12 protein-coding genes are annotated in these 22974 nt (G+C 60.5%); 8 read left to right on the top strand and 4 right to left on the bottom strand.

Translation table 11 applies throughout. The features are described 5' to 3' along the window. The first annotated feature begins 15 nt into the window (after positions 1-15). Positions 16-5007, top strand: a complete 4992-nt coding sequence (locus BLU25_RS19990; protein ID WP_016779663.1) for a dermonecrotic toxin domain-containing protein — start codon at positions 16-18, stop codon at positions 5005-5007. Positions 5008-5142: 135 nt separating this feature from the next. Continuing rightward, positions 5143-6243 carry an OpgC family protein gene (locus BLU25_RS19985; RefSeq protein ID WP_016779662.1) on the top strand — a complete coding sequence of 367 codons (1101 nt, stop codon included), beginning with the start codon at positions 5143-5145 and terminating at the stop codon, positions 6241-6243. Positions 6244-6343: 100 nt separating this feature from the next. Here BLU25_RS19985 and BLU25_RS19980 read toward each other — a convergent pair whose 3' ends face one another. After that, positions 6344-7750 (bottom strand): amino acid permease, encoded by a 1407-nt coding sequence (locus BLU25_RS19980; protein WP_016779661.1) that lies wholly within the window; start codon positions 7748-7750, stop codon positions 6344-6346. A gap of 394 nt (positions 7751-8144) precedes the next feature. On the opposite strand from BLU25_RS19980, the gene BLU25_RS19975 reads away from it, so the two are divergent. From BLU25_RS19975 to BLU25_RS19965, 3 genes are all read left to right on the top strand, one after another. Further along, positions 8145-11255, top strand: a complete 3111-nt coding sequence (locus BLU25_RS19975) for a transglycosylase domain-containing protein (protein WP_037000958.1) — start codon at positions 8145-8147, stop codon at positions 11253-11255. A gap of 198 nt (positions 11256-11453) precedes the next feature. After that, positions 11454-12023 carry a PadR family transcriptional regulator gene (locus tag BLU25_RS19970; protein WP_016779659.1) on the top strand — a complete coding sequence of 190 codons (570 nt, stop codon included), beginning with the start codon at positions 11454-11456 and terminating at the stop codon, positions 12021-12023. After that, complete coding sequence (locus BLU25_RS19965) at positions 12020-12802, top strand: siderophore-interacting protein (protein WP_016779658.1); 783 nt, start codon at positions 12020-12022, stop codon at positions 12800-12802. The genes BLU25_RS19970 and BLU25_RS19965 overlap by 4 nt, the downstream gene beginning before the upstream one ends. A gap of 117 nt (positions 12803-12919) precedes the next feature. On the opposite strand, the gene BLU25_RS19960 is transcribed toward BLU25_RS19965, so the two are convergent. Further along, positions 12920-13558, bottom strand: coding sequence for a Pr6Pr family membrane protein (locus BLU25_RS19960; RefSeq protein ID WP_029611266.1), 639 nt, complete (start codon positions 13556-13558; stop codon positions 12920-12922). 7 nt (positions 13559-13565) lie between these two features. Further along, the gene (locus tag BLU25_RS19955; RefSeq protein ID WP_016779656.1) at positions 13566-13796 is read right to left on the bottom strand and encodes a VF530 family protein; all 231 of its coding nucleotides are present in this window, start codon (positions 13794-13796) and stop codon (positions 13566-13568) included. A 218-nt stretch (positions 13797-14014) separates the two neighbouring features. Between BLU25_RS19955 and BLU25_RS19950 the strand changes: the two genes are divergently transcribed. The 3 genes from BLU25_RS19950 to BLU25_RS19940 all read left to right on the top strand — a co-directional run bounded on the left by BLU25_RS19950 (position 14015) and on the right by BLU25_RS19940 (position 20248). After that, on the top strand, positions 14015-16051 hold the full coding sequence (locus BLU25_RS19950; protein ID WP_016779655.1) for a TonB-dependent receptor: 2037 nt from the start codon (positions 14015-14017) through the stop codon (positions 16049-16051). A gap of 266 nt (positions 16052-16317) precedes the next feature. Continuing rightward, a complete protein-coding gene (locus BLU25_RS19945) occupies positions 16318-17700 on the top strand; it encodes a carbohydrate porin (RefSeq protein ID WP_020467775.1) in 1383 nt (460 codons plus the stop codon). A gap of 130 nt (positions 17701-17830) precedes the next feature. Further along, positions 17831-20248: a glucose/quinate/shikimate family membrane-bound PQQ-dependent dehydrogenase gene (locus BLU25_RS19940; RefSeq protein ID WP_016779653.1), complete on the top strand. Its 2418-nt coding sequence runs from the start codon at positions 17831-17833 to the stop codon at positions 20246-20248. Positions 20249-20315: 67 nt separating this feature from the next. Here BLU25_RS19940 and BLU25_RS19935 read toward each other — a convergent pair whose 3' ends face one another. Beyond that, positions 20316-22658 carry a putative bifunctional diguanylate cyclase/phosphodiesterase gene (locus tag BLU25_RS19935; RefSeq protein WP_016779652.1) on the bottom strand — a complete coding sequence of 781 codons (2343 nt, stop codon included), beginning with the start codon at positions 22656-22658 and terminating at the stop codon, positions 20316-20318. Positions 22659-22974 lie beyond the last annotated feature (316 nt).

Raw genomic sequence — 22974 nt, 5'->3', positions numbered from 1 at the left:
CAAGGATGTTATTCCATGCCCACACCCTCACTGGCCGAGTCTGCTGCGAACTTGCATGAACTCGGCATTCATCATGACTTTATAGCCAGCCGTTCCAGCGCAACATTACCGGCGCTGTCTGCAGACTTCGCCCGGCGCTTGAGCAGCCATCAGTTGCAACTGCCGGGCTGGTATACCGACGCACCATTGGCGCAGCGCCAGGCGTTGCATGCCTCCCGCGCCCTCAGCCAGCAGTCCCTGCAAGCGGTGCAAAAGGTGCTGGAGCAGATCGGTTCGGTCGAGTCATTTGCCGTGCCCTTGCTGGAGCAGGCACTGCTCAAGGAATTCGGCATCGCCTGCAACGTCAGGCAGAACGTCATCGGCCTTACCACCCTCAATGCCTTTACCGACGAGGTAGAGCGCACAGACACCCTGACCTTGCTGCAGGCGGCCTTGCACAACTTTGCGCAGGAGCAGGCCAGCCCCGGCGGCATCCCCCGGGGTTCGTACCTGTGGAGCCATCAATCCAGCAGCTTTCGCGACCCGCTGCCCAGAACCCTGGCCATCGAGCCCACGGCCTTTGCCAGCCTGTGCCGCAGGCTGGATATCGGCGGGCGCTACCAGCAGCACCTGGAATCCATCTTCAGCCCGCCCAGGGTCGTGGATAAGTACCGGCTGGACCAACTATTCATTCAACATGAACGCAATACGCTGCGGGTGCAGGCCGATATTGCACTGATGAAAAACCATATAACTGCCAGCACCCACGCCACATTGGTTGATTATTGCCGGGGCAATGAAGGCGCACTGTTCAATGGCCGGGCGCTGGCCTTTGAGTCCATGACCCTGGACGCCATTGAATTGAACGCCCTGGTCATTCTGCACGCCCCTGCACTTGAAGAGGATCCGCGCTGTGTGGTGTATATCCCCGGCGATCCCGTCAGTTGCGTCAAGCAATACGCGTCCCTGCGTGCCGCCGGCGCCGATCTGAAGGCAAAAATGCAACTGGACGGTTATCGGCAGTTCTTTCTCCATCTGGCGCCCCAGGCGCAAAAACTGGCGTTGAAAAAACGCCTTGATGCAGGGTTCCGGGAACTGGCCGCTGACCCGTTCTATATGCAACCCTCGCCGATCCAGGGCAGCCTGTTCCAGCACCTGCATGAGCGCAGGTGTCGCCAGTTACTGGCCGATGCGCAATTTCTCGCCGTGCCCACCGCGCAGATCAATCGCCTGACGCTGCTCGACCGGCTGGAGCACTATCTGGATGCCGCCCTCAACATCCTCAATATCGAGGCGTTGTTTGTGCCAGGGCTCGGCGAGGTGATGATGGTGGTTTTTGCGGCGCAAATGATGACCGAGATTTATCACGGCATCGAAGCCTGGGAACAATCGGAAAAAGGCCTGGCCTGGGGCTACACAAAGGACGTGCTGTTGAACCTGGCCTTTACCGCAGCAGCGGGCAAGCTGGCCAGCGGTGTGCCCCGGCCGGCGCCGGTGACGGTGTCGCCGTTTGTCGAGGAACTGCAGTTAATCGAGTTGGCGGATGGCCGTAAACATCTGTGGAAGCCTGACCTCGGGCCTTTTGAAAGCGCTATCCACTTCGAACCATCAGCCAGTGCCGATGCAATGGGCCTGCTGACCCGCAACGGCGAATCCTGGCTGGCGCTCGAAGGCAAGCACTACAAGGTGCAAAAGACCGCAGACAGCCGCTGGCGCCTGCCACACCCTACCGACCCAGGCCACTATGCGCCGCATATCGCTACCAACGGCCACGGAGCCTGGATCCATGAAGCCGAAGAACTCGCACAATGGCCCGACACCAGCTTTGTCCGTCGCCTGGACCCGGCTCTGCACGGCCTGAGCGACGAACAGGCGCATGCCCTGCTGTTTGCCAGCGACACTGACCTGTCGCACCTGCGCCGCACCCACAGCGAACTGGAACCGCCGCCCGGCTTGCTGGCCGACGGAATCAACCGCTTCAGGGTCAACCGCGACCTGGACATCTTTATCGACAAAATGCAGGCCCACGATGGCTCCGCCGACCCGTTGCTGCAACTGCAAGTGCTGGTGGATGTCGAGTTCTGGCCCGCGTCCAAGGCCTTGCGCTGCCTGGACAGCGAGGGCCGGACCATCATCGAATACGGTAATGGCGGCACGGCCAAGGTGCCGGTGATTCAGGTGCTCGACAGCCAGGTCCAGCGCGGCGAGCTGCTGCAGACAGTGCTCCTGGCCCTGGACGAACACGAGGTAGAGGCACTGATTGGCCGTGATTTTGCCGATACCCTGGCGCAAAAGGCGCAAAAACTCGGCAGCAAGATTGCCCGGCGTGCCCGGCAGCAGCGCGAGCAACTGTTCAGTGCCCACTATGCCAGGGCCAACCGCAGCCACGACCCGCTGGCCAGGCAACTGACCACGGCCTGGCCGAACCTGCCCGCCCCAGCAGCCAGGGAAATAATCGATGCCGCCACCTCGGCCGAGCGCGAAGCCTTGCAGGAGGGCGTCGGCATTCCGTTGCGGCTGGCCGAAGAAGCCCGGCGTCTGGTCGACCAGGCCCGCCTGGCCCACGCCTATGACGGCTGGTTTTTTGATTACGGCATCAGCCCGGATACCCAGAAGCTGATCATGCACAGCCTGGAGCGCATGCCCGGGTGGCCGGCAAACACCCGGATCGAGATCCGCGAGCACACCCCGGGCGGCCTCTTGCTGGATCACATCGGTGCGCAGGATGCACCGATCCGCAAAGTGCTGGTCAAGCAGGGCAGCCACTACCAGACCTACAACGGCCACGAGCAGATGCTGCACGGGCTGGACGATATCTACGCCTCGGTGCTGCATGCCTTGCCGGACCCGGAACGGGCAGCGCTGGGCTTCCCCCATACCGGCCAGGGCCGGGCGCTCAAGGATGCGCTGTTGCAACGGCCCGCCAATCGCCAGGCGCTCCGAGCCCTGCTGGGCATGCCCGAACCCCGTGGCCCCTCGCCTTTGCGCCTGGCCCAGGGCCGCCCGGGTTATCCGCCCTTTGCCCGCGAAGCCCGGCTGTGTGCCCGCGCGCCCATCGGCTGCCTGCAATCGAAGCCGCGCAGGATCCGCTACCTGCTGCAAAAAATGTTTCCCATGCACCACCCCCAAGTGGTGGAGGACTTTCTGGGCCTTGAAAACCTCAACAGCCGCGCTGGCATCGCGCGCCTAGAAGCACTCAACCTTGAGTACAAAACCCAGATCGGCCTGCTCAGGCAATGGATCGCCGAGCCCCTGGAGCTGATCCGGGTATCCGAGGGCCACTCGCGCCCCGTGCATATTCGCGACAAGGAGCGGGTGGCACAAAAACTGATGAAATGCTGGCGGCGCTCTGTCGAGGGCGGCCAGTTATCCGTGGATTACGCACTCAACCTCAGCGGTTTCAATCTGGGCCGGCTGCCCGCCCTGAGCGCCGATTTCAGCCATGTCACCTCGCTGCACATCAGCAACGTATATCTGGACGCCAGCATTGGCGCATTCCTCAGCCACTTCCCGAACCTGAAAGTGTTGCGCCTTGAGTCGGCGTACCTGCGCCAGCTCCCCGAAACCCTGTTCGACCTGGAACACCTGCAGCAACTGCATCTGGGCAACAACCGTTTGCGCCTGACGCCCCGGGTCGCTGCCAGGCTGGGTGAAATGACCCAGCTTAATGTGATCGACCTGAGCCGCAACACCCTGACCGCGGTTCCGGACTTCACCCGTTTCGCCCAACTGCGCAGCCTCAACCTGCGCGACACCGGGCTCTCGCAATGGCCTGCGGGGCTTGAGCAACTGGCGCAACTCAACTCGCTGGACCTGCGCGGAAACGCCATTGTCGCGCTGCCCGACGGCTTTTACACAATGCCCCGCGAGCGCCTGGCAGGTACCCGGCTGCACGATAATCCGCTGCAGGCCAGCAGCGCCGAGCGGGTGGACGAACTGCGCGAGCGCCTGGGCCTGCCCCGGGAGATACGCGACCACGGCGCGCCTGTGGCACAACCGGTGAACAACTGGCTGAGCATCGATTTGCCTGCACCCCAGCGCGCAGCCAGGACGCAACTGTGGCATGCACTGCAAGCCAGCCCCTGCCACACGCCGTTTTTCAGGGTGATCAATGATCTGGTGGCCAGTGCCGATTTTGTCCATGACCGCCAGGTACTGACCGACAAGGTCTGGCGCATCCTCGAAGCTGCCCGGGACGAGGAATTTCGCGAAGAGCTGTTTGTCGGCGCCACCCAGCATGACAACTGCGTTGACCGCGCCTCCACGGTATTCAGCCGCTTCGGTTTCAAGCTGCTGCTGCGAGAAGCCGAATCATTGCAGGGCGCAGCCAGGGAGGCTGCATTGTTGAAACTCATGAAAGGCCGGGTGCGCCTGCTGGAGCTGGATGACATCGCCCGCAGCCAGTTCGATCTGCAGACCCTGGCCTACCACGAAGCCCTGGCCAACCCCGAGCTGACACCGGCGCAGCGGTCGCGGCTCAAGCCCGACCTGCTCGAAGTGCAACTGATCTATCAGGTCGATCTGGGGCAACGCCTTGAGCTGCCCTGGCAGCCGAGCCATATGCAGTTCCGTGCCCAGGCCAGGACCTCGGCGCAACAGGTCGAAGAGGCCTGCCAGATTGTGCTCAACAATGAATCCCGGCCCGGCTACCTGGCCAATAAACTGGTGCAGGAAGGCACCTGGCGTGACTATCTGGAATCAGCCTACAACGACGAGATCCAGCGTGATAACACGCCCTACACGCAGCGCTATGAAAACATCGAGACCCTGCAGGAAAAACAGCAAGCCTGGGCAGACAGCCACGACAGCACCGATACCCTGGCCCGCGAGCGCCTGCAGGGCGAGCTTCAGGCCCTGGCCCGCACGCTGGATATCGATGAGCAGCAGGTCTTCACCGGCCAACCCATGACCGAAGCCACCTACCAGCAAGAACTTGTCCAGATAGAACGCATGAAAAGGCGCACCCTGGAGCTGATCACCCAGCGGATTCTGGAGCGCAAAGCCCTGCCGGGCAGCCCCGGGCAGTAGTTGAGACATTATGTAATAGCCAACCTTTGCATTTGCTCCGCAATACCCGCACCCTGCGCGCCGCCGATACCCGGCGCGCAACCTCTGCTGCGCCATTCGGTCTTAATTAAACCTCTTGTTTGAGTACTCGCCGTGATGCAGACCGGACGCGACCAGCGCATTGATTTTTTTCGCGGGCTGGCGCTGATTTTTATTCTCTGGGACCACATCCCGCACAACCCGCTGGCCGAATTGACCGTGCGCAATTTCGGCCTCAGTGATGCGGCGGAGATCTTTGTGTTTCTGGCCGGTTATGCCGCCGTGCTGGCCTACGGCAAAATCGCCCGGCGCGACGGTTTCCTGCTTGCCAGCGTAAAAATCCTGCGCCGCGCCTGGGTGCTGTATGTGGTGCATATCTTCCTGCTCGCGGTGCTGATGGGCATCGTGTTTTTTGCCAACAGCCACGTCGAAACCCGTGACCTGGTGCAGGAAATGGGCTTGCAGTACTTCCTGAGCAACCCGCAACAGGCGCTCACCGACGAACTGCTGCTGCGCTTCAAACCCAACCTGATGGACCCGCTGCCGCTGTATATCGTGCTGTTGCTCGGCCTGCCGCTGGTGCTGCCGATGCTGCTGCGCAAAGCTGGCTATGTGGTTGCCGTGTCCCTGGCCCTGTACTTGCTGGCGCCGGTGTGGAACCTGGCCGCGCAGGAAGGCGGGGTGTGGTTTTTCAACCCGATGGCCTGGCAGTTCCTGTTTATTCTGGGCGGAGCGGCGGCGCTCCATGCGCAGCGCAGCAATGCACCTGCAAGCCGGCCGTTATGGCGCCAGCCGCTGTTTGTGGGGGCCACGGTTTATCTACTGATCACCGGATTGCTGGCGTTGTCATGGCGATGGCCGCAACTTCACGATGCCATCATGCCGCTATGGCTGGGCGAACACCTGTACCCGATCAGCAAGACCAACCTGTCCCCGGTGCGCTTGCTGCATTTTCTGGCGCTGGCCTATGTCGTGGCCAAGGTGGTGCCCCACGGCGACTGGCTAAACAACTGGTTTGCCCGCCAGGCTTGCCGCATGGGTCGGTATTCGCTGGAAGTGTTCTGCCTGGGGGTGATCCTGGCACCGCTGGCCGACATGCTCAATGCACTGGGCGGTGACAGGTTGGTGATGCAAGTGTTCAGCGCCCTGATGGGCGTCGGGATCATGGCCGTACTGGCGGCCTGGCTGGACTGGAACAAGCATCTGAACCGCAAATAGCGATAGCTGTTGTGGGAGCGGGCTTGCTCGCGATGTTAACGCCGCGGTGGGTCTGCCCCACCGCGGTGTCTTTATCGCGAGCAAGCCCGCTCCCGCCTTGTCAGTTGGTCTGCGTGCGCTGCGTAGGCTGCAGCTTGAAAACGTAGAACAGCACGGTCAGCAGGATCAGGAAGGCCGGCCCCACAAACAGTGCGATTCGGGTTTCCTCGAAGTAGGCCATCAGACCTACCACCATCAGCAAGAACCCCAGTGCCGCGTAGGAGCTATACGGGTATAGCCACATACGGTATTTCAGGGCTGCGGCTTCCTGCGGGCTCAGGTTCTTGCGAAAGCGCAGTTGCGCCAGCAGGATCATCAGCCAGGTCCAGATCGCGCCGAAAGTGGCAATGGCCGTCACCCACACAAACACCTTCTCCGGTGCCATATAGTTGAGCACTACGCCCAGCAACAGCACGGCGATCGACAGCAGCAAGGCCTGACGCGGCACCCCGTTTTTCGCGGTGGTGGCGAAGTTGGCCGGGGCCTGGCCGTTTTGCGCCAGGCTGTAAAGCATGCGCCCGGTGCTGAAAATACCGCCGTTGCACGACGACAGGGCCGCCGTAATCACCACAAAGTTGATGATGCCGGCCGCGGTCTTGATGCCCAGACGCTCGAAGGTCATCACAAACGGGCTGCCCGAAGTGCCGATCTCGTTCCACGGGTAGATGGACAGAATCACGAACAATGCGCCGACGTAGAACAGCAAAATGCGCCAGAACACCGAGCCGATCGCACTCGGGATGGTCTTTTGCGGGTTCTTGGCTTCGCCTGCAGTCAGGCCGATCATCTCCACGCCGAGGTAGGCGAACATCACCATCTGCAGGGACATCAACACGCCCTGGATGCCATTGGGCAAGAACCCGCCGTGGGTCCAGAGATTGGAAATACCCAGCGCGACGCCGTCATTGCCGAAGCCGAACGCGATAATGCCGATACCGCCGAACACCATCGCAATAATGGTGACGATCTTGATCAGGGCAAACCAGAACTCGAACTCGCCAAATGCCTTGACCGCGATCAGGTTAATCGAGCCCATGCTGATCAGCGCCGCCAGGGCCCAGATCCAGCGCGGTACATCGGGGAACCAGATGCCCATGTACACCGCCACGGCGGTAATTTCTGCGACGCAGGTCACCAGCCACAGGAACCAGTAGTTCCAGCCGGTCAAAAAGCCGGCCAACGGGCCGAGGTAATCCTGGGCGTAGCGGCTGAACGAGCCGGCCACCGGGTTGTGCACGGCCATTTCGCCCAGTGCGCGCATGATCACCAAAATGGCCAGGCCACCGATGATATAGGACAGCATGATGGCCGGGCCGGCCATTTCAATAGCCTTGGCCGAGCCCAGGAACAGGCCTACGCCGATACAGGCGCCAAGTGCCATCAGGCGAATATGGCGCTCGCCCAGTTCACGCTTGAGTGGGCCGCCTTGCACGCTGTCTGCGTGGGGCTGGTGGTTGCCGACTGGCATAAAAGTACAACCTCGTATTGTTATTGGGTATACATCAACAAAGCGTTCGAAAAGACCGGCGGATCACCCGTCCTGCCTTTTGATCAGCCCTGGCTTTGTAGGCCGTTGGATCAAAAGAGAAATGCCCTGCTGAGATCGGCGGCGAGTATTGCACAGGGTTGGTGCACAGTCATGCCCCTACCTAGGACCTATTTACCCGCCGTAAGGGCTCTATTCCTGCACTTACACGCAAATGCCCCGCGAGACCTGTACCTCGGTTTTGCAGGTTTGAGCCTTACTCAATAGACCTTGCTTACAGAATCATCAGATAAGCCCCACAAATTTTTCGCCTACATCCGCCAGCGTCTACGCTTCTATCAAGCGCAACCAATATGCGTACGTGGATCTGTCGACTATGGGCGTACAGTGGAATTCCGGCACCAGCAAGACAAGGGCAGCATCAGCAACCAAGGACGATTCTGTACCGACGCCCAACGTGCCAAAACCCAGGCGTTATGGCTGGTTTGTGTTCGGCCTGATCGTGCTCGGCGCACTGGTTGTGCTGGGGTTTGTGATTGCCCAGGAGGTGCGCAGCTCCAGACTGCAAGCCCGCGAGTTCAGCCGCTTTGCCGCGTCCCTGAGCTACTCGATGCATGCAGGGCCCAGCGATGCGATGTTTTACCCGGGCGAAGGGCCCTTCGATAAACGCTTGGGTTACAGCGCTCTGGGCGACTTTCTGCCGCGCCTGCAAAAACGTGACTACGTCATCACCGAACAAAACCGCTTTTCACCAGCGCTGATGAGCTATAGCGAGAAAGGCTTTTTCGTACCCTATCCAGAAAAAATTCAGACCGGACTATCGATCACCGACTGCGCAGGCAGCGCGCTGTATCAGTACAACTACCCGCAGCAGCTTTATTCGAGCTTTGCCAGCATCCCCCCGCTGGTGGTGCACAGCTTGCTGTTTATTGAAAACCGCGACCTGCTCGACCCCCAGCAACCGCAGGCCAACCCTGCCGTGGACTGGCCGCGCTTTGCAGTGGCAGCCTACTCCCAGGCGGCAAAACTGCTGCACCTGCCGGGGCAATCTGCGGGCGGCAGCACCCTGGCCACCCAACTGGAAAAATACCGGCACTCCCCCGATGGCCTGACCCTGTCGGGCGGTGAAAAATTGCGCCAGATGATTTCGGCCAGCGTGCGCGCCTATCAGGGCGGCCCGCAAACCCTGCCCGCCCGGCAAAAGGTGGTGCGTGATTACCTCAACAGCGTGCCGCTGTCGGCTGTGCCCGGCCACGGCGAAGTCCACGGCATGGCCGAAGGGTTGCGGGTGTGGTACGGCGCCGACTTCAATCAGGTCAATGAACAGTTGAGCAGCACCGCCACGGATGCCAAAAGCCTGGAGTCAAGAGGCCTGGCCCTGCGCGAGGTGCTGTCGCTGATGATCGCCCAGCGCAGGCCGTCACACTATCTGGCCAAGGGCCGCGAGGAACTGGCGCAACTGACCGACAGCCATATCCGCCTGCTGGCACAAAACAATGTGATCGACCCGCCACTGACCGCCGCCGCGCTGGCCAGCCGCGTGACTTACCGTGACTGGGCGCAAGCGCCCACCCTGCAACCCAATGAAACCAACAAGGGCATCAGTGTGGCCCGCAGCCGTCTTTCGGTGCTCCTCAAACGCCCCCTGTATGACCTTGACCGCCTTGACCTGTCAGCCACCAGCACCTTGCAGGGCGACTTGCAAAGCCAGGTCAGCGACTATCTGCGACAGCTGGCAGATCCCGCTTTTGCCGGCAAAATCGGCCTGCTCGGCCCCTACCTCCTGACCCCCACCAGCACCGCACAGGTACGCTACAGCTTCACCCTGTTCGAGCTGACCCCGGACGGCGCAAGGGCCCGGGTGCAGACCGACAGCACCGACCAGCCCTTCGATATCAATGAAGGCAGCAAACTGGAGCTGGGCTCCACTGCCAAGCTGCGGGTGCTGACCACCTATCTGCAGATCATTGCCGAACTGCATGACCGCTATGGCGGCCAATCCAGTGCCTCGCTGAAAAAAATCACCGCCACCAACCAGGACCCGATCACCCGCTGGGCGCTGGCGTACCTGCTCGAAAACCCCAAGGCACAACTGGCCCCCATGCTGGATGCCGCGCTCAACCGTCAGTATTCCGCCAACCCCGGCGAAGGTTTTTTTACCGGTGGTGGCATGCATCACTTCCACAACTTCCGCAGCCAGGACAACAACCGCGTTGCCACGTTGCGCGATGCCATCCGCGAATCGATCAACCTGCCGTTTGTGCGCCTGATGCGCGACGTGGTGCGCTACGCCAGTTATCAATCACCGAGCAACAACGCCGACCTGCTCAGCGACGACCGCAACCCGCTGCGCCAGGAATACCTGAGCCGATTCGCTGACCGCGAAGGCACCACATTCATGCTCAAGTTCTGGAAGAAATACCGCGGCAAGGACTCCAAGGCCCGCCTCGACACATTCCTGGACAGCATGCACCCCACCGCCATCCGCATGTCCGCAGTGCATCGCTACCTGTTCCCCCATGCCGACCAGGCCACCTTCAACCGCTTTGTACGCTCGCATTTGGCCAGCGACAAAATTACCGACGAGCGCCTGACCAAGCTTTACCAAGGCTATGGCCCCGGCGCCTACAACCTGCCTGACCAGGGCTATATCGCCAAGGTCCATCCGCTGGATCTGTGGCTGCTGGGGTATTTGCTCAACAACCCGCAGGCCACCTTCCAGCAAGCCGTAAGCGCCAGCGAACATGAACGTCAGGAAGTTTACAGCTGGCTGTTTAAAAGCCGGCACAAGAGTGCCCGCGACAGCCGCATCCGCACCATGCTGGAAATCGAAGCCTTCCTGGATATCCACCAGCGCTGGCAAAAGGTCGGCTACCCCTTTGACCACCTGGTACCTTCCCTTGCAACGGCACTGGGCAGCTCGGGAGACCGGCCGGCGGCGCTTTCCGAACTGATGGGCATCATCCTCAACGATGGCGTGCGTTTGCCGGTGTTGCGCATCGATACCCTGCATTTCGCCGCCGATACCCCCTACGAAACCCGCTTGATCAACGACCCCGACGCTGGCGTGCGGGTAATGCCCAGCGAAGTGGCCACAGCCCTGCGCGAGGCCCTGTCACAAGTGGTGGATGCCGGTACGGCGCGGCGGGTGTCGGGCAGCTTCAAACTCGATGACGGCACACCGCTGGCCATGGGCGGCAAAACCGGCACCGGCGACAACCGTATCGAAAGCATGGGCGCTGGCGGACGTATCCTCAGCTCCAAGTCGATCAATCGCACAGCCACATTCGTGTTTTATATCGGCGAGCATCACTTCGGCACCTTGACCGCGTTCGTCCCGGGGCGCTCGGCCGAGGCCTTCAAATTCACTTCTGCCCTGCCGGTGCAAGTGCTCAAGGGCATGGCCCCGATCCTCACACCCTACCTGCAACCGGGTACCAACACCTTGTGCCAGGCGCCAGCGCCGGTAAAAACCGCAGCAAAATAGCCAACCTGTGGCAGCTGGCTTGCTCGCGATCCAGGCAGCGCGGTATTTCAGTTAAACCGCGTCGATGCCATCGCGAGCAAGCCCGCTCCCACAGTTTTTAGCGCCTGATGAGAATCATTACCGTTCGTCGATTGGGTTTTTACATTTCTTAAGATATATCTTAAGTTATGTCTAACTTAATGAGAGAGCGAAAAGACAATGAGAGACCATCATCCCCATCACCGCGAACATGGCGCGGGTCAAGACGGCTTCGAGAAACGCCCCGGTCGCGAACGCGGTGGCCGCGGGCCCCGGGTCTTTGCCCCGGGTGATTTGAAATTGCTGCTGCTGGCGTTGATCGCCGAGCAGCCCTGCCACGGCTACGACCTGATCCGCCAGATCGAAGGCCTGTTCGACGGCGCCTACAGCCCCAGCCCCGGTGTGATCTACCCCACACTCACCTTCCTTGAAGAGAGCGAGCTGATCCAGGGCGACGCCGAAGGCGGGAAAAAACGCTATACCGTGACCGACGCTGGTCGCCAGTTCCTTAGCGATCAGGCCGTGGCGCTGGACGGCGTGCGGATGCGCATCGATGTGAGCAAGCGCTCCCTGCGCGGCCATGACCGCCCGGCCGAGATCCACGAAGCCATCCACAACCTGCGTCACGCCCTGCAAATGCACCACGGCCGCTGGAACCCGGCCGAAATCCTGCGGGTGCGCGACTTGCTCAACAACACCGCCAAAGCCATCGTCGACGGCCCCGCTGCCGCCCAGGAGAACGCGCAATGAATGCTGCCAACCCCCAGGTCATCCACCGGGTCATGCATGAAATCAAACGTCGTAAACTTGAAGTGCTGCGCGTGGTCGACCTGACCCCGCGCATGCGCCGCATAACCGTGGGTGGCCCGCAGCTCGCGGGGTTTGTCAGCCTGGGCAGCGATGACCATGTAAAACTGTTTTTCCCCCAGACTGCCGAAGAGCAAACCGCGCTGGAAACCCTGGAACTGGGTGCCGGGCAAAAGGGCAACATGCCACCGATGCGCGACTACACCCCGCGCCGCATTGACCTGGACACTCTTGAACTGGATATCGATTTCGTATTGCACGGTGACGGCCCTGCCGCCACCTGGGCCGCCCAGGCCACGCCCGGGCAATACCTGCATATCGGCGGACCGCGCGGCTCGATGGTCGTACCGGACATCTTCGACAGCTACCTGCTGATCGGCGATGAGACCGCGCTGCCGGCCATCGCCCGTCGACTGGAAGAGCTGTCCGCCAATCGCCGCGCTTTAGTGGTGGTAGAGGTGGAAAACGCTCTTGAGGAGCAGCCCCTGCACAGTGCCGCGTCGGTCGAAGTGATCTGGGTACATCGGGATGTGCCGGGCGAGGACCTGCTCAAGACCGTCGAACTGCTGAGCATTCCTGAGGGTGAACTGTACGCCTGGGTAGCCACCGAAAGCGCACTGTCGCGCAAGGTGCGCCGGGTATTGCTCGACACTCATGGTTTGAATGAAGAGTTCGTCAAGGCTGTGGGCTATTGGCGCCTGGATGACAGTACCGAAGAGTAAGACACACCGCTAAATCCCGTGGGAGCGGGCTTGCTCGCGATGGCAACAACCCGGATTGCCTGATGCGCCGGGGGGATGCTTTCGCGAGCAAGCCCGCTCCCACAAAAGCTGGAAGCATCAAGATCGCGCCCCCCGCCAGCGATCCACCGCCACCACCGCCACTGCCACCGCCACAAACCCCGCCAGAATCCCGCCCGCATTGATAAACGTCTGCCCATAACCCAGCTTTTCGACATCGACAAACGGATACGGGTACACACCCAGCAGGTGCCCGCGCAGCAGGATGTAGGCGAAATACAGCAACGGATACAGCACCCAAAGCCCGATATGACTCAGGCGCAACAGCCCCTTGGGCACGCAAAACCACCAGTACAACGCAAACAGCACTGGCATCACGTCATGCAGTATTTCATTGGCCAGCCACTGCAGGCCTTCGGGTTGCCAGAGTTGACGCAGCAACAGGCTGTACGCTGCGCCCACCACGATAATGCTCACGGCAATACCGCTACTGACCCACGGCTGCAAGAAAAACGCCCTGCCTTTTGACGGGCGGTTATCCGCCGCATAAGTCAGCACGCAGGCAGCCAGGGTATTGGTCAAAATAGTGAAAAAGCTGAAGTAACTCAGCAGCCCACCCACCACACTCGCCCCGCTTTCCCAGCGGGCCAGCAGCACCAGCTCAAGCTGAATCCCCAGGCCAGTCCAGCCCAGGATCGCCAACAGCAAGCAAAGCCGGTGCTTTGACAAAGCACTCATCGGCCGGTCACAGCTCGCGTTTGGTACGCGCGTATTTCACATAGAGTTTTTCGACCTTTTCCCGCGCCCAGGGGGTTTTGCGCAGGAACGTCAAACTCGACTTGATGCTCGGGTCGCTTTTGAAGCAACGAATATCAATGCGCTCGGCCAGCCCCTGCCACTCGTAATGCGCCACCAGCGCAGTGAGGATCTGTTCCAGCGTCACGCCGTGCAATGGGTTGTTGTTGGGTTCAGTCATGACGGGCCTTTAAAGCAAAAGAGAGAAAGCCGCGCACCTTAGCCGAGCACCTGCTCAGGGGGAAGTGCATTCGCAATCCAGCAAGTCTAGCCGTGACCCGGGGTCGAAATGAAAGTTCCGCTTTGCCAGATTAAAGTGATGTTATATTGTAACCATTACTATCCAATCGAAGAGCGCTCAGCGCCACTTTCTTTCGTCACCTTGCCAAGGAACTTGCAATGTCCTCCCCTGCCTTCCCGCGTCACTTGCGACGCCTTCGTCTAACGCCGCTCGCCACCGCACTGCTGCTCGCCTCCCCGGCCTACGCCCTCGACCTGCCGGAGCAAGTTATTACCGGCAACCCCTTGGGCAACACCCAACTGGCGTCGCCCACCACCGTACTGGAAGGCGACGACCTGACCCTGCAACAGCAAGGCAGCCTGGGCGAAACTCTCAATAAACAACCGGGCGTGTCTTCGTCCTACTTCGGCCCGGGCGCCAGCCGACCGATCATTCGCGGCCTAGATGGCGACCGCATTCGCATCCTGCGCAACGGCGTCGGGGCGCTGGATGCCTCGTCGCTGTCTTACGATCACGCCGTGCCGCTGGACCCGGTCAACGTTGAGCGCATCGAAATCGTCCGTGGCCCGGCCGCCCTGCTGTACGGCGGCAACGCCATCGGCGGCGTGGTCAATACCTTTGACAACCGCATCCCCACTGCCGCCATCGACGGCATTCACGGTGCAGGCGAACTGCGCTACGGCGGCGCCGACACCACGCGCAGCAGCGCGGGCAAACTTGAAGCCGGTGATGGCACCTTCGCGCTGCATCTGGATGCCAACGCCCGCGAGTTCAATGACCTGAAAATCCCGGGTTATGCGCGTAGCCGTCATGCGCCTGAAAGCGAAGACGCTGACGAGAAAAAAGGCCGTTTGGGCAACAGCAATGGTCGTCAGGACGGCGGTGCCGTGGGCGGTTCCTACACATGGGAGGATGGTTACGCAGGCTTGTCGTACAGCACGTACGACGCCAACTACGGTTCACCGGCGGAGCAGGATGTACGCATCCGCATGAAGCAGGATCACTACGCCTTCGCCTCCGAAATCCGCAACCTGCAAGGCCCGTTCAGCTCGCTGAAAATAGACGCCGGCTACACCGATTACGAACACCGTGAAATCGAGGGTGGCGAAGTTGGCACCACGTTCAAGAACAAAGGCTACGAAGCCCGCGTCGAGGCGCGCCATGTGCCGATTGGCCCGGTTGAGGGGGTGATTGGCGCGCAGGTCAATCGCAACGAGTTCTCGGCCCTGGGCGAAGAAGCCTTTGTGCCGCAGACCGACACCAACAGCGGCGCCCTGTTCGTGCTCGAAGAGCTGCAAGCCACTGAACGCCTCAAGCTCAGCCTCGGCGGGCGTCTTGAACGCACCGTGGTCGACCCGGATGCCAAGGGCAACGAACGCTTTGCCGCGGCCGACCGCTCCAAAAGCTTCACCGCGGGCAGCCTGTCTTCGGGTGCCGTATTTACCCTCACCCCGATCTGGTCGCTGGCCGCCACCCTGGGCTACACCGAACGCGCCCCGACGTTCTACGAGCTGTACGCCAATGGCGCCCACGTCGCCACCGGCACCTACGAAGTGGGCAACGCCAATCTGTCGAAGGAAAAAGCCGTGTCCAGCGACCTGGCCCTGCGCTTTGACAATGGCACCCACAAAGGCAGCGTCGGCGTGTTCTACAGCCATTTCTCCAATTACATCGGCCTGCTGGGCACAGGTCGTACACTGAACGACGAAGGCGAGCCTGACGCCGACGGTATTCCGGAATACACCTACTCCGGGGTTAGGGCACGCTTCACCGGCTTTGAAGCCAAGGATCACTGGAAGCTCGGCGAAAACGCCTACGGCAAATTTGCCCTGGAGTTGTCCGGCGATTACACCCGCGCCACCAACCTCGACACTGGCGAAGCCTTGCCTCGCATCGCCCCCCTGCGACTAAGCAGCGGCCTGCTGTGGGAATTGGAGCGCTGGCAGGCGCGCATTGATGTCGAGCACGCCAGTAATCAGGGCCGTGTGCCGGCCAATGAATCGGGCACCGATGGCTACACAACCCTGGGCGCCAGCGCCGGCTATCACTTCGATGTGGGCAGCAGCCAGTGGCTGGCGTTTGTCAAAGGCGACAACCTGACCAACCAGACCGTGCGATATGCCAGTTCTATTTTGCGCGACATCGCCCCCGCACCAGGACGCGGTATTGAGGTCGGCCTGCGCACCACGTTCTAAGCTGCACAGCAGTAAATACGCGGCCTGCAACCAAGGTGGGGCGCGACAAAAGAGCCCTGGGACGAACCGTCGCAGCACACTGTTACGGAATCAGAAATGATCCATGTCACTTAAAGTGCTGTTTCTAAACGTTTCGGGGCTTTATCATTTCCGCATAAAGGGCTGAAACGATTCATTCTGCCCTTATCCTGAAGGGTTAGTCCTGCCTCTCAAGACAGCGCTACCCACTGCCACAGCCATACCTATAAAGACTTGCATCTCGACCTATGTCCACATTCCTGAATATGCGCAAACACAGCGCGATGCTTCCTGTTGCCGGGCAAAAAGCCCTGGCGCTGATCGGCGGCATTACCGCTCTGGGCCTGGCTACTTGCGTGCAGGCGGCCCCCGCTTTTGACGCCGACTCCAAATGGATGCTCGGCGATTGGGGCGGTACCCGTAGTGAACTGGAAAAGCAGGGTTACTCCTTTTCCCTCGACTATGTAGGCGAAGTCGGCTCCAACCTGCACGGCGGCTATGACCATGATCGTACGGCGCGCTACAGCGACCAGTTCGGCCTGGGCACGCACCTGGATCTGCAAAAGATCCTGGGCTGGGACGACGCTGAATTTCAGCTGACCATTACCCACCGCAGCGGCAACAACATCAGCAACGATCGCATCAACGATCCGCGGGTGGGCGGTTTCACATCGGCCCAGGAAGTCTGGGGCCGCGGCCAGACCACGCGCCTGACGCAAATGTGGTACCAGCAGAAGTTCTTCGACCAGAAGCTCGACATCAAGGTCGGCCGCTTTGGCCAGGGCGAGGATTTCAACACCTTCCCTTGCGACTTCCAGAACCTGGCGTTCTGCGGCTCGCAGGTCGGTAACTGGGCGGGCAGCATCTGGTACAACTGGCCCGTCAGCCAGTGGGCCCTGCGGGTCAAGTATCACCTGACCCCCGAGCTGTACGCACAGGTCGGCGCCTATGAGCAAAACCCGTCCAACCTGGATCGCGGCAACGGCTTCAAGCTTAGCGGCAGCGGCACCCAGGGCGCGGTGCTGCCGATCGAACTGGTGTGGACGCCAAAAATTAATGGCCTGCCAGGGGAATACCGCGCGGGTTACTACTACAGTAATGCCAAGGCAACAGATGTTTACAAAGATGCCAATGGCCAGCCCGCCGCGCTGACGGGTGAAGCGTATCGCAGCAGTTCAAGCAAACACGGGATGTGGCTGGGTGTGCAACAGCAGCTCACAACCCGCGCCAGCGATCAGTCGAGGGGCTTGAGTGTGTTCGCCAATGCCACTATGCACGACAAGAAAACCAATGCCGTGGACAACTATGTCCAGGCGGGCGTCGTCTATAAAGGCGTGTTCGATGCACGACCAAAAGACGACATCGGCTTTGCCATGGCCCGCGTGCACGTCAACCCGGCTTACCGCAAAAACGCCCAGGCGACCAACCAGGCCCGGGCCATCTACGATTTCGACAACCCCGACTACCTGCCACCCCAGGACACTGAATACAGCGCCGAGCTGTACTACGGCGTTCATGTGACCAACTGGCTGACCGTTCGACCGAACCTGCAATACATCCGTCACCCGGGCGGCGTCAGCCAACTGGATGACGCGCTGATTGGCGGTCTGAAAATTCAAAGTGCGTTCTGACAAACGGACTGCAACGGCAACCTTGAAGGTTGCCATCAAGAACCTATTTAGCTGATTCACTCCCGTGCCAGTTCGTCCCTTAAAGACCCACTCTCGCGGGAACACCTCTAACGTAACGGAGAACCACACTATGAGCACTGAAGGTGCTTTCAGTCGAAGCCGCCTGCTACCGAGCCTTCTCGGTATCTTGCTGCTGCTAATGGGCCTGGCCATGTTGGCCGGGGGTATCAAACTGGTCACGCTGGGCGGGTCGTGGTACTACCTGCTGGCCGGGATCGGTTTTGGCTTGTCGGGCGCACTGCTGATTGCCGGGCGCCGCGCTGCACTGGCTCTATACGCGCTGACGCTGTTCGCCAGCACCGTATGGGCACTGATGGAAGTGGGTCTGGACTGGTGGCAACTGGTGCCGCGCCTGGCCATGTGGTTCGCCATCGGTATCGTTCTGCTGCTGCCATGGTTCCGTCGTCCGGTTCTGCGCGGTCAGTCGGCACCTTTGGCTACCGGCGCACTGAGCGTTGCCGTGGTTCTGGCAGGTGCTGCTGCACTGGCCAGCCAGTTCACCAGCCCGGGCGAAATCAAAGGCCAACTGGATCGTGATGCCGTACCCGGCATGACCAACGCCGCACCGGCCATGCCCGATGGCGACTGGCAGTCCTACGGCCGCACCGCTTTTGGTGACCGTTACTCGCCGCTGAAAGAAATCACCCCTGAGAATGCCCACAAGCTGGTTCCAGCCTGGACATTCCGCACCGGTGACATGCCAGGTGAAGGCGATCCCGGCGAAACAACCGCCGAGAACACCCCGCTGAAAGTCAACGGCATGCTGTATGTGTGTACCCCACACAGCCAGGTAATTGCCCTTGACCCGGACACCGGCAAGGAAATCTGGCGTTACGATCCGAAGATCAGCACGCAGAACGCTGAGAACTTCAAAGGCTGGGCACACATGACCTGCCGCGGCGTGACTTATCACGACGAAAATGCCTACGCCAAAGCCAGCACTGAACAAAGCGCTGCCGAGCCTGCTGCTGCCACATCCAGCAACTCGTGCCCGCGTCGCCTGTTCCTGCCGACTGCCGACACCCGTCTGATCGCCTTGAACGCCGACACCGGCAAACCTTGTGAAGACTTCGGTGACCACGGTTCGGTAGACCTGCGTCACAACATCGGCAGCTTTGCTCCAGGTGGTTACTACTCCACTTCGCCACCTGCCGTGACCAAAGACTTGGTAGTGATTGGCGGCCACGTGACCGACAACATCTCCAACGACGAGCCGTCGGGCGTGATCCGTGCGTACGACGTACGTACCGGCAAGCTGGTCTGGAACTGGGACAGCGGCAACCCGGAGAAAACCACTCCGATTGCTGAAGGCGAAACCTACACCCGTAACTCGCCAAACATGTGGTCGATGTTCGCTGTCGACGAAGACCTCGGCATGCTGTACCTGCCGATGGGCAACCAGACCCCTGACCAATTTGGCGGCGATCGTACCGAAGATTCCGAGCGTTATGCCGCTGGCATCACCGCCCTGGACATCAACACTGGTAAAGTCCGCTGGTACCGTCCGCTTACTCACCATGACCTGTGGGACATGGACGTAGGTGGTCAACCAACCCTGATGGACCTGAAAACCGCCGATGGCGTGAAACCGGCCCTGCTGGCTTCCACCAAACAAGGCAGCATCTACGTCATGGACCGTCGCACTGGCGAAGCCATTGTGCCGATCACCGAGATCCCTGCACCGGGCGGCGCTGTAGAAGGTGACCACACTGCACCGACACAGCCTCGTTCGGACCTGAACATGATCCCGCCGGTGCTGACCGAACGTGACATGTGGGGCGTGACGCCATTCGACCAGATGCTGTGCCGGATCAACTTCAAATCCCTGCGTTATGACGGCATGTACACCCCGCCATCGCTGCAAGGTTCGATCGTTTATCCAGGCAACTTCGGCGTGTTCGACTGGGGCGGCATCTCGGTTGACCCGGTTCGCCAGATTGCCTTCCTGAACCCGAGCTACATGGCGTTCACCTCCAAGCTGGTTCCGCAGGCCGACGTGGCTGCAATGGGCCCGCGCAAAGGCGAAACCTCAGGCGTTCAACCGAACAAAGGCGCACCTTACGGCGTGATTCTGGAGCCACTGTTGTCGCCACTGGGCCTGCCTTGCCAGGCACCGGCGTGGGGTTATGTTGCTGCAGTCGACCTGACCAACAACGAAGTGATCTGGAAACACAAAAACGGTACCGTGCGTGACAGCTCGCCGGTTCCGATCCCGTTGTCCATGGGTGTTCCAAGCCTGGGCGGGACCTTCACCACCGCAGGTGGTGTGGCCTTCCTGAGCGGTACACTTGACCAGTACCTGCGTGCTTACGACGTAAGCAACGGTAAAGTACTGTGGGAAGGTCGCCTGCCTGCTGGCGGCCAGACCACCCCGATGACCTACACCGGCAAGGACGGCACTCAATATGTGCTGGTCATGGCGGGCGGTCACGGCGGCCTGGGCACCAAAAAAGGTGACTATGTCATGGCGTTCAAACTGGCTGAGTAAGCTTTACAGCGGTTTGTGAAAAAGGCGGCTATCGAGAGATAGCCGCTTTTTTTGTGGGTGTTGTATATCAGACCGTAGCCCGCAACTCCCACACCCAGGCCTCGAACGCCACGGCATCCATCGGCCGACTGATCAGATAGCCCTGGGCCGTATCACAGTGCCAGCGCTCCAGCAGTTCAAGGGTATGTTGATACTCCACGCCTTCCGCCACCACCTTGAGCCCCAGGTTGTGGCTCATTTCGATGGTCGAGCGCACGATCACCGCGTCTTCGCTGGTTTCGTCGAGGTTGCGGATAAACGACTGATCGATTTTCAGCTCCTGCACCGGCAGGCGCTTGAGGTGCGCCAGCGACGAGTAACCAGTGCCGAAGTCATCCACCGACAAGCTGATCCCCCCGTCACGCAGCTTTTCAAGCACGCTGAGCGAGTGTTCGGGGTCGCGCATGGCCGTGCTTTCGGTGATTTCGAAGATCAGTTGCTCGGCCGATAACTGATAACGCTTGAGCAGGCGCTCAACGGTCAGCAACAGGTTTTCACCGTGCAAATCCTCCGCCGAAATATTCAGCGATAGCTGCAGGTGCATACCTTTGCGGTTCCACTCGGCCAACTGGCGGATTCCTTCCTCGATGACCCAACCCGTGAGCAGGAACATGCTGCCCGTGCGCTCAGCCAGGGGGATAAATTCCGCCGGTGAAACCATGCCCAATTCCGGGTGTTGCCAGCGCAACAACGCTTCGGCCTGACGCACATGGCCACTGCGGATATCCAGTTTGGGCTGGTAATGCAACTGCAACTGGCCTTCGCTGGCGGCACTGCGCAAATCCCTGATCAGCTGGATGTGCCGTTGATGGGCGAGGTCGCGGTCCTGCTGGTACACCTGCAAATAACCCGGCAAGGCAGCGGCATCGCGGCGGGCAATTGCGGCCCGGTTGATCAGTTCTTCGGCGCTCTGCCCATTGAGCGGGTACACCGCAATGCCCATACAGACTTCCAGCGCCACCTCATGCCCGTCAATGCTCAGCGGACGCTTGAGCAATGCGTACAAACGATCAGCCATCGCCACGCCCACATCGATCTGGGTGCTTTCAAGCAGTAACAAGAACTCGTTGCCGGTGATGCGTGCCGCGGTATCGCGTTCACGCAGGGCGTCGAGCATCACGCGGGCCGATTCGCGCATGATCAGCTCCACCCCCTCGGGGCCGAAGCCTTCATTGATCACCCGATAGTTTTCGATCCCCAGGTAAATCAGTACCACACTGCGCCTTGCACTGATGGCGCTGCCCAGGCGCTCCATGGCCAGGGCACGGTTGGGCAAGCCGGTCAGCGGGTCGTGCAGGGCGTTATGCGCCAGTTGCTGCTCGCGCACGGCAATCCCGCTCTGCATGGCGTTGATCGCCCGGGCCAGAAACCCCAGTTCGTCCCTGCGTGTGAGCTCCACCCGTGTTTCGTAGTTGCCCCGACCAATGCGCTGCGCCGCCTCTGCCAACAGGCTGACCGGGCGCGACACTGCCCGTGCCAGCCACAAGGCGCCTAACAATGAAGCCAGCAAGGCCCCCAGGGATATCCACAGAAACTTGCGATCCAGCGAGTTGAAGGCCTGCATCGTCTGATCCAGCGGGCTTTGCAGTACCGCCATGACCTGGCCGTTGTCCGGGTCGCCGGAGTTGGCCAGTTGCAGCATCTGGCCCAGAAAGCGCTGGCCGTTGAATTCACTGAAGTGGATCGCCGCGCCCGGCGTGTGCTCCTGCACGAACTCAATGATGCTGGCGCTCATAAAGTCCGGCTGGGTGCTGCTCAGTATGCCGCTTTCACCTGGCTTGACCGTCATGAACGACACTTCAAGGTTGCTCAGGGAACTCAACTCATGGGCAAACACGTCGTCCATCGGCATCCCCGAGACCACGCGCACCACGGGCAAAGGCGCCAGCACCACCCCTTGCACCAGCATGTAGGGGCGCCCCGCGAGGATGCCGATGACCATGGTTTGCGTATTGCGACGGGCCAGCCGCAGGGCCTTGGCATAAGGAAACGCCTGACCGGGGGGCAGGCCCTTGAGGGTGCTGGTGATGATATTGCCGTCCAGGTCCAGCACAAACAGCTCACTGCCATGCAGGCTCGACTCGAACTCCTGCAGGGCGCGCTCTATAAGCGAAGGGCTGCCATTGATGGTCGCCTCACGAAAATCCGAGTCATTGGTCAGCCAGTTGAGGCCGTACTGGATACGCCGCCAGCGCAGATCCATAAACCGCTCGAACACCCGGGTACCGGTCTTGAGCTGCTCTTGCGCCTGATCGCTGGCCACGGTAATGGTCACGGCTTTAACGGCGAAGTACACCGCACCGATGACCAGCAACAGGAGCAAGGCAAGGAACAGGCTGATACGCGCCTGAAAACTGTTGCGCAGCTTCATGCTGCGCCCTCAATCCATTGAGTGAAGCTCAACTTCCACATAAGCATTCCCTCTGCACCCTGACAAAAGTCAAATAAATGACTTTCAGTTCCATCTTTTTATTTTTTGTTACAGCCCAGTTGCAAAACAGAAGATCACCTAATAAATGCTGGCCGTCTACAGTCAAGATATTGGCGACAACCCCCTAGCGCACGGGGGTTGCCGGGCATGTAATCCTTGCAGCCGCTACCAGGCAGCTTCTGCTTACACATGAAAATCTGTTCACCATTGAAACCACTGGCACCGCGCCCCATCTAAACCACATACCCAATTGCGC

The organism is Pseudomonas fragi (genome assembly GCF_900105835.1).
In the GTDB taxonomy this organism is placed as follows: Bacteria; Pseudomonadota; Gammaproteobacteria; order Pseudomonadales; family Pseudomonadaceae; genus Aquipseudomonas; species Aquipseudomonas fragi.
This window is presented reverse-complemented; position numbering and strand designations above follow the sequence as displayed.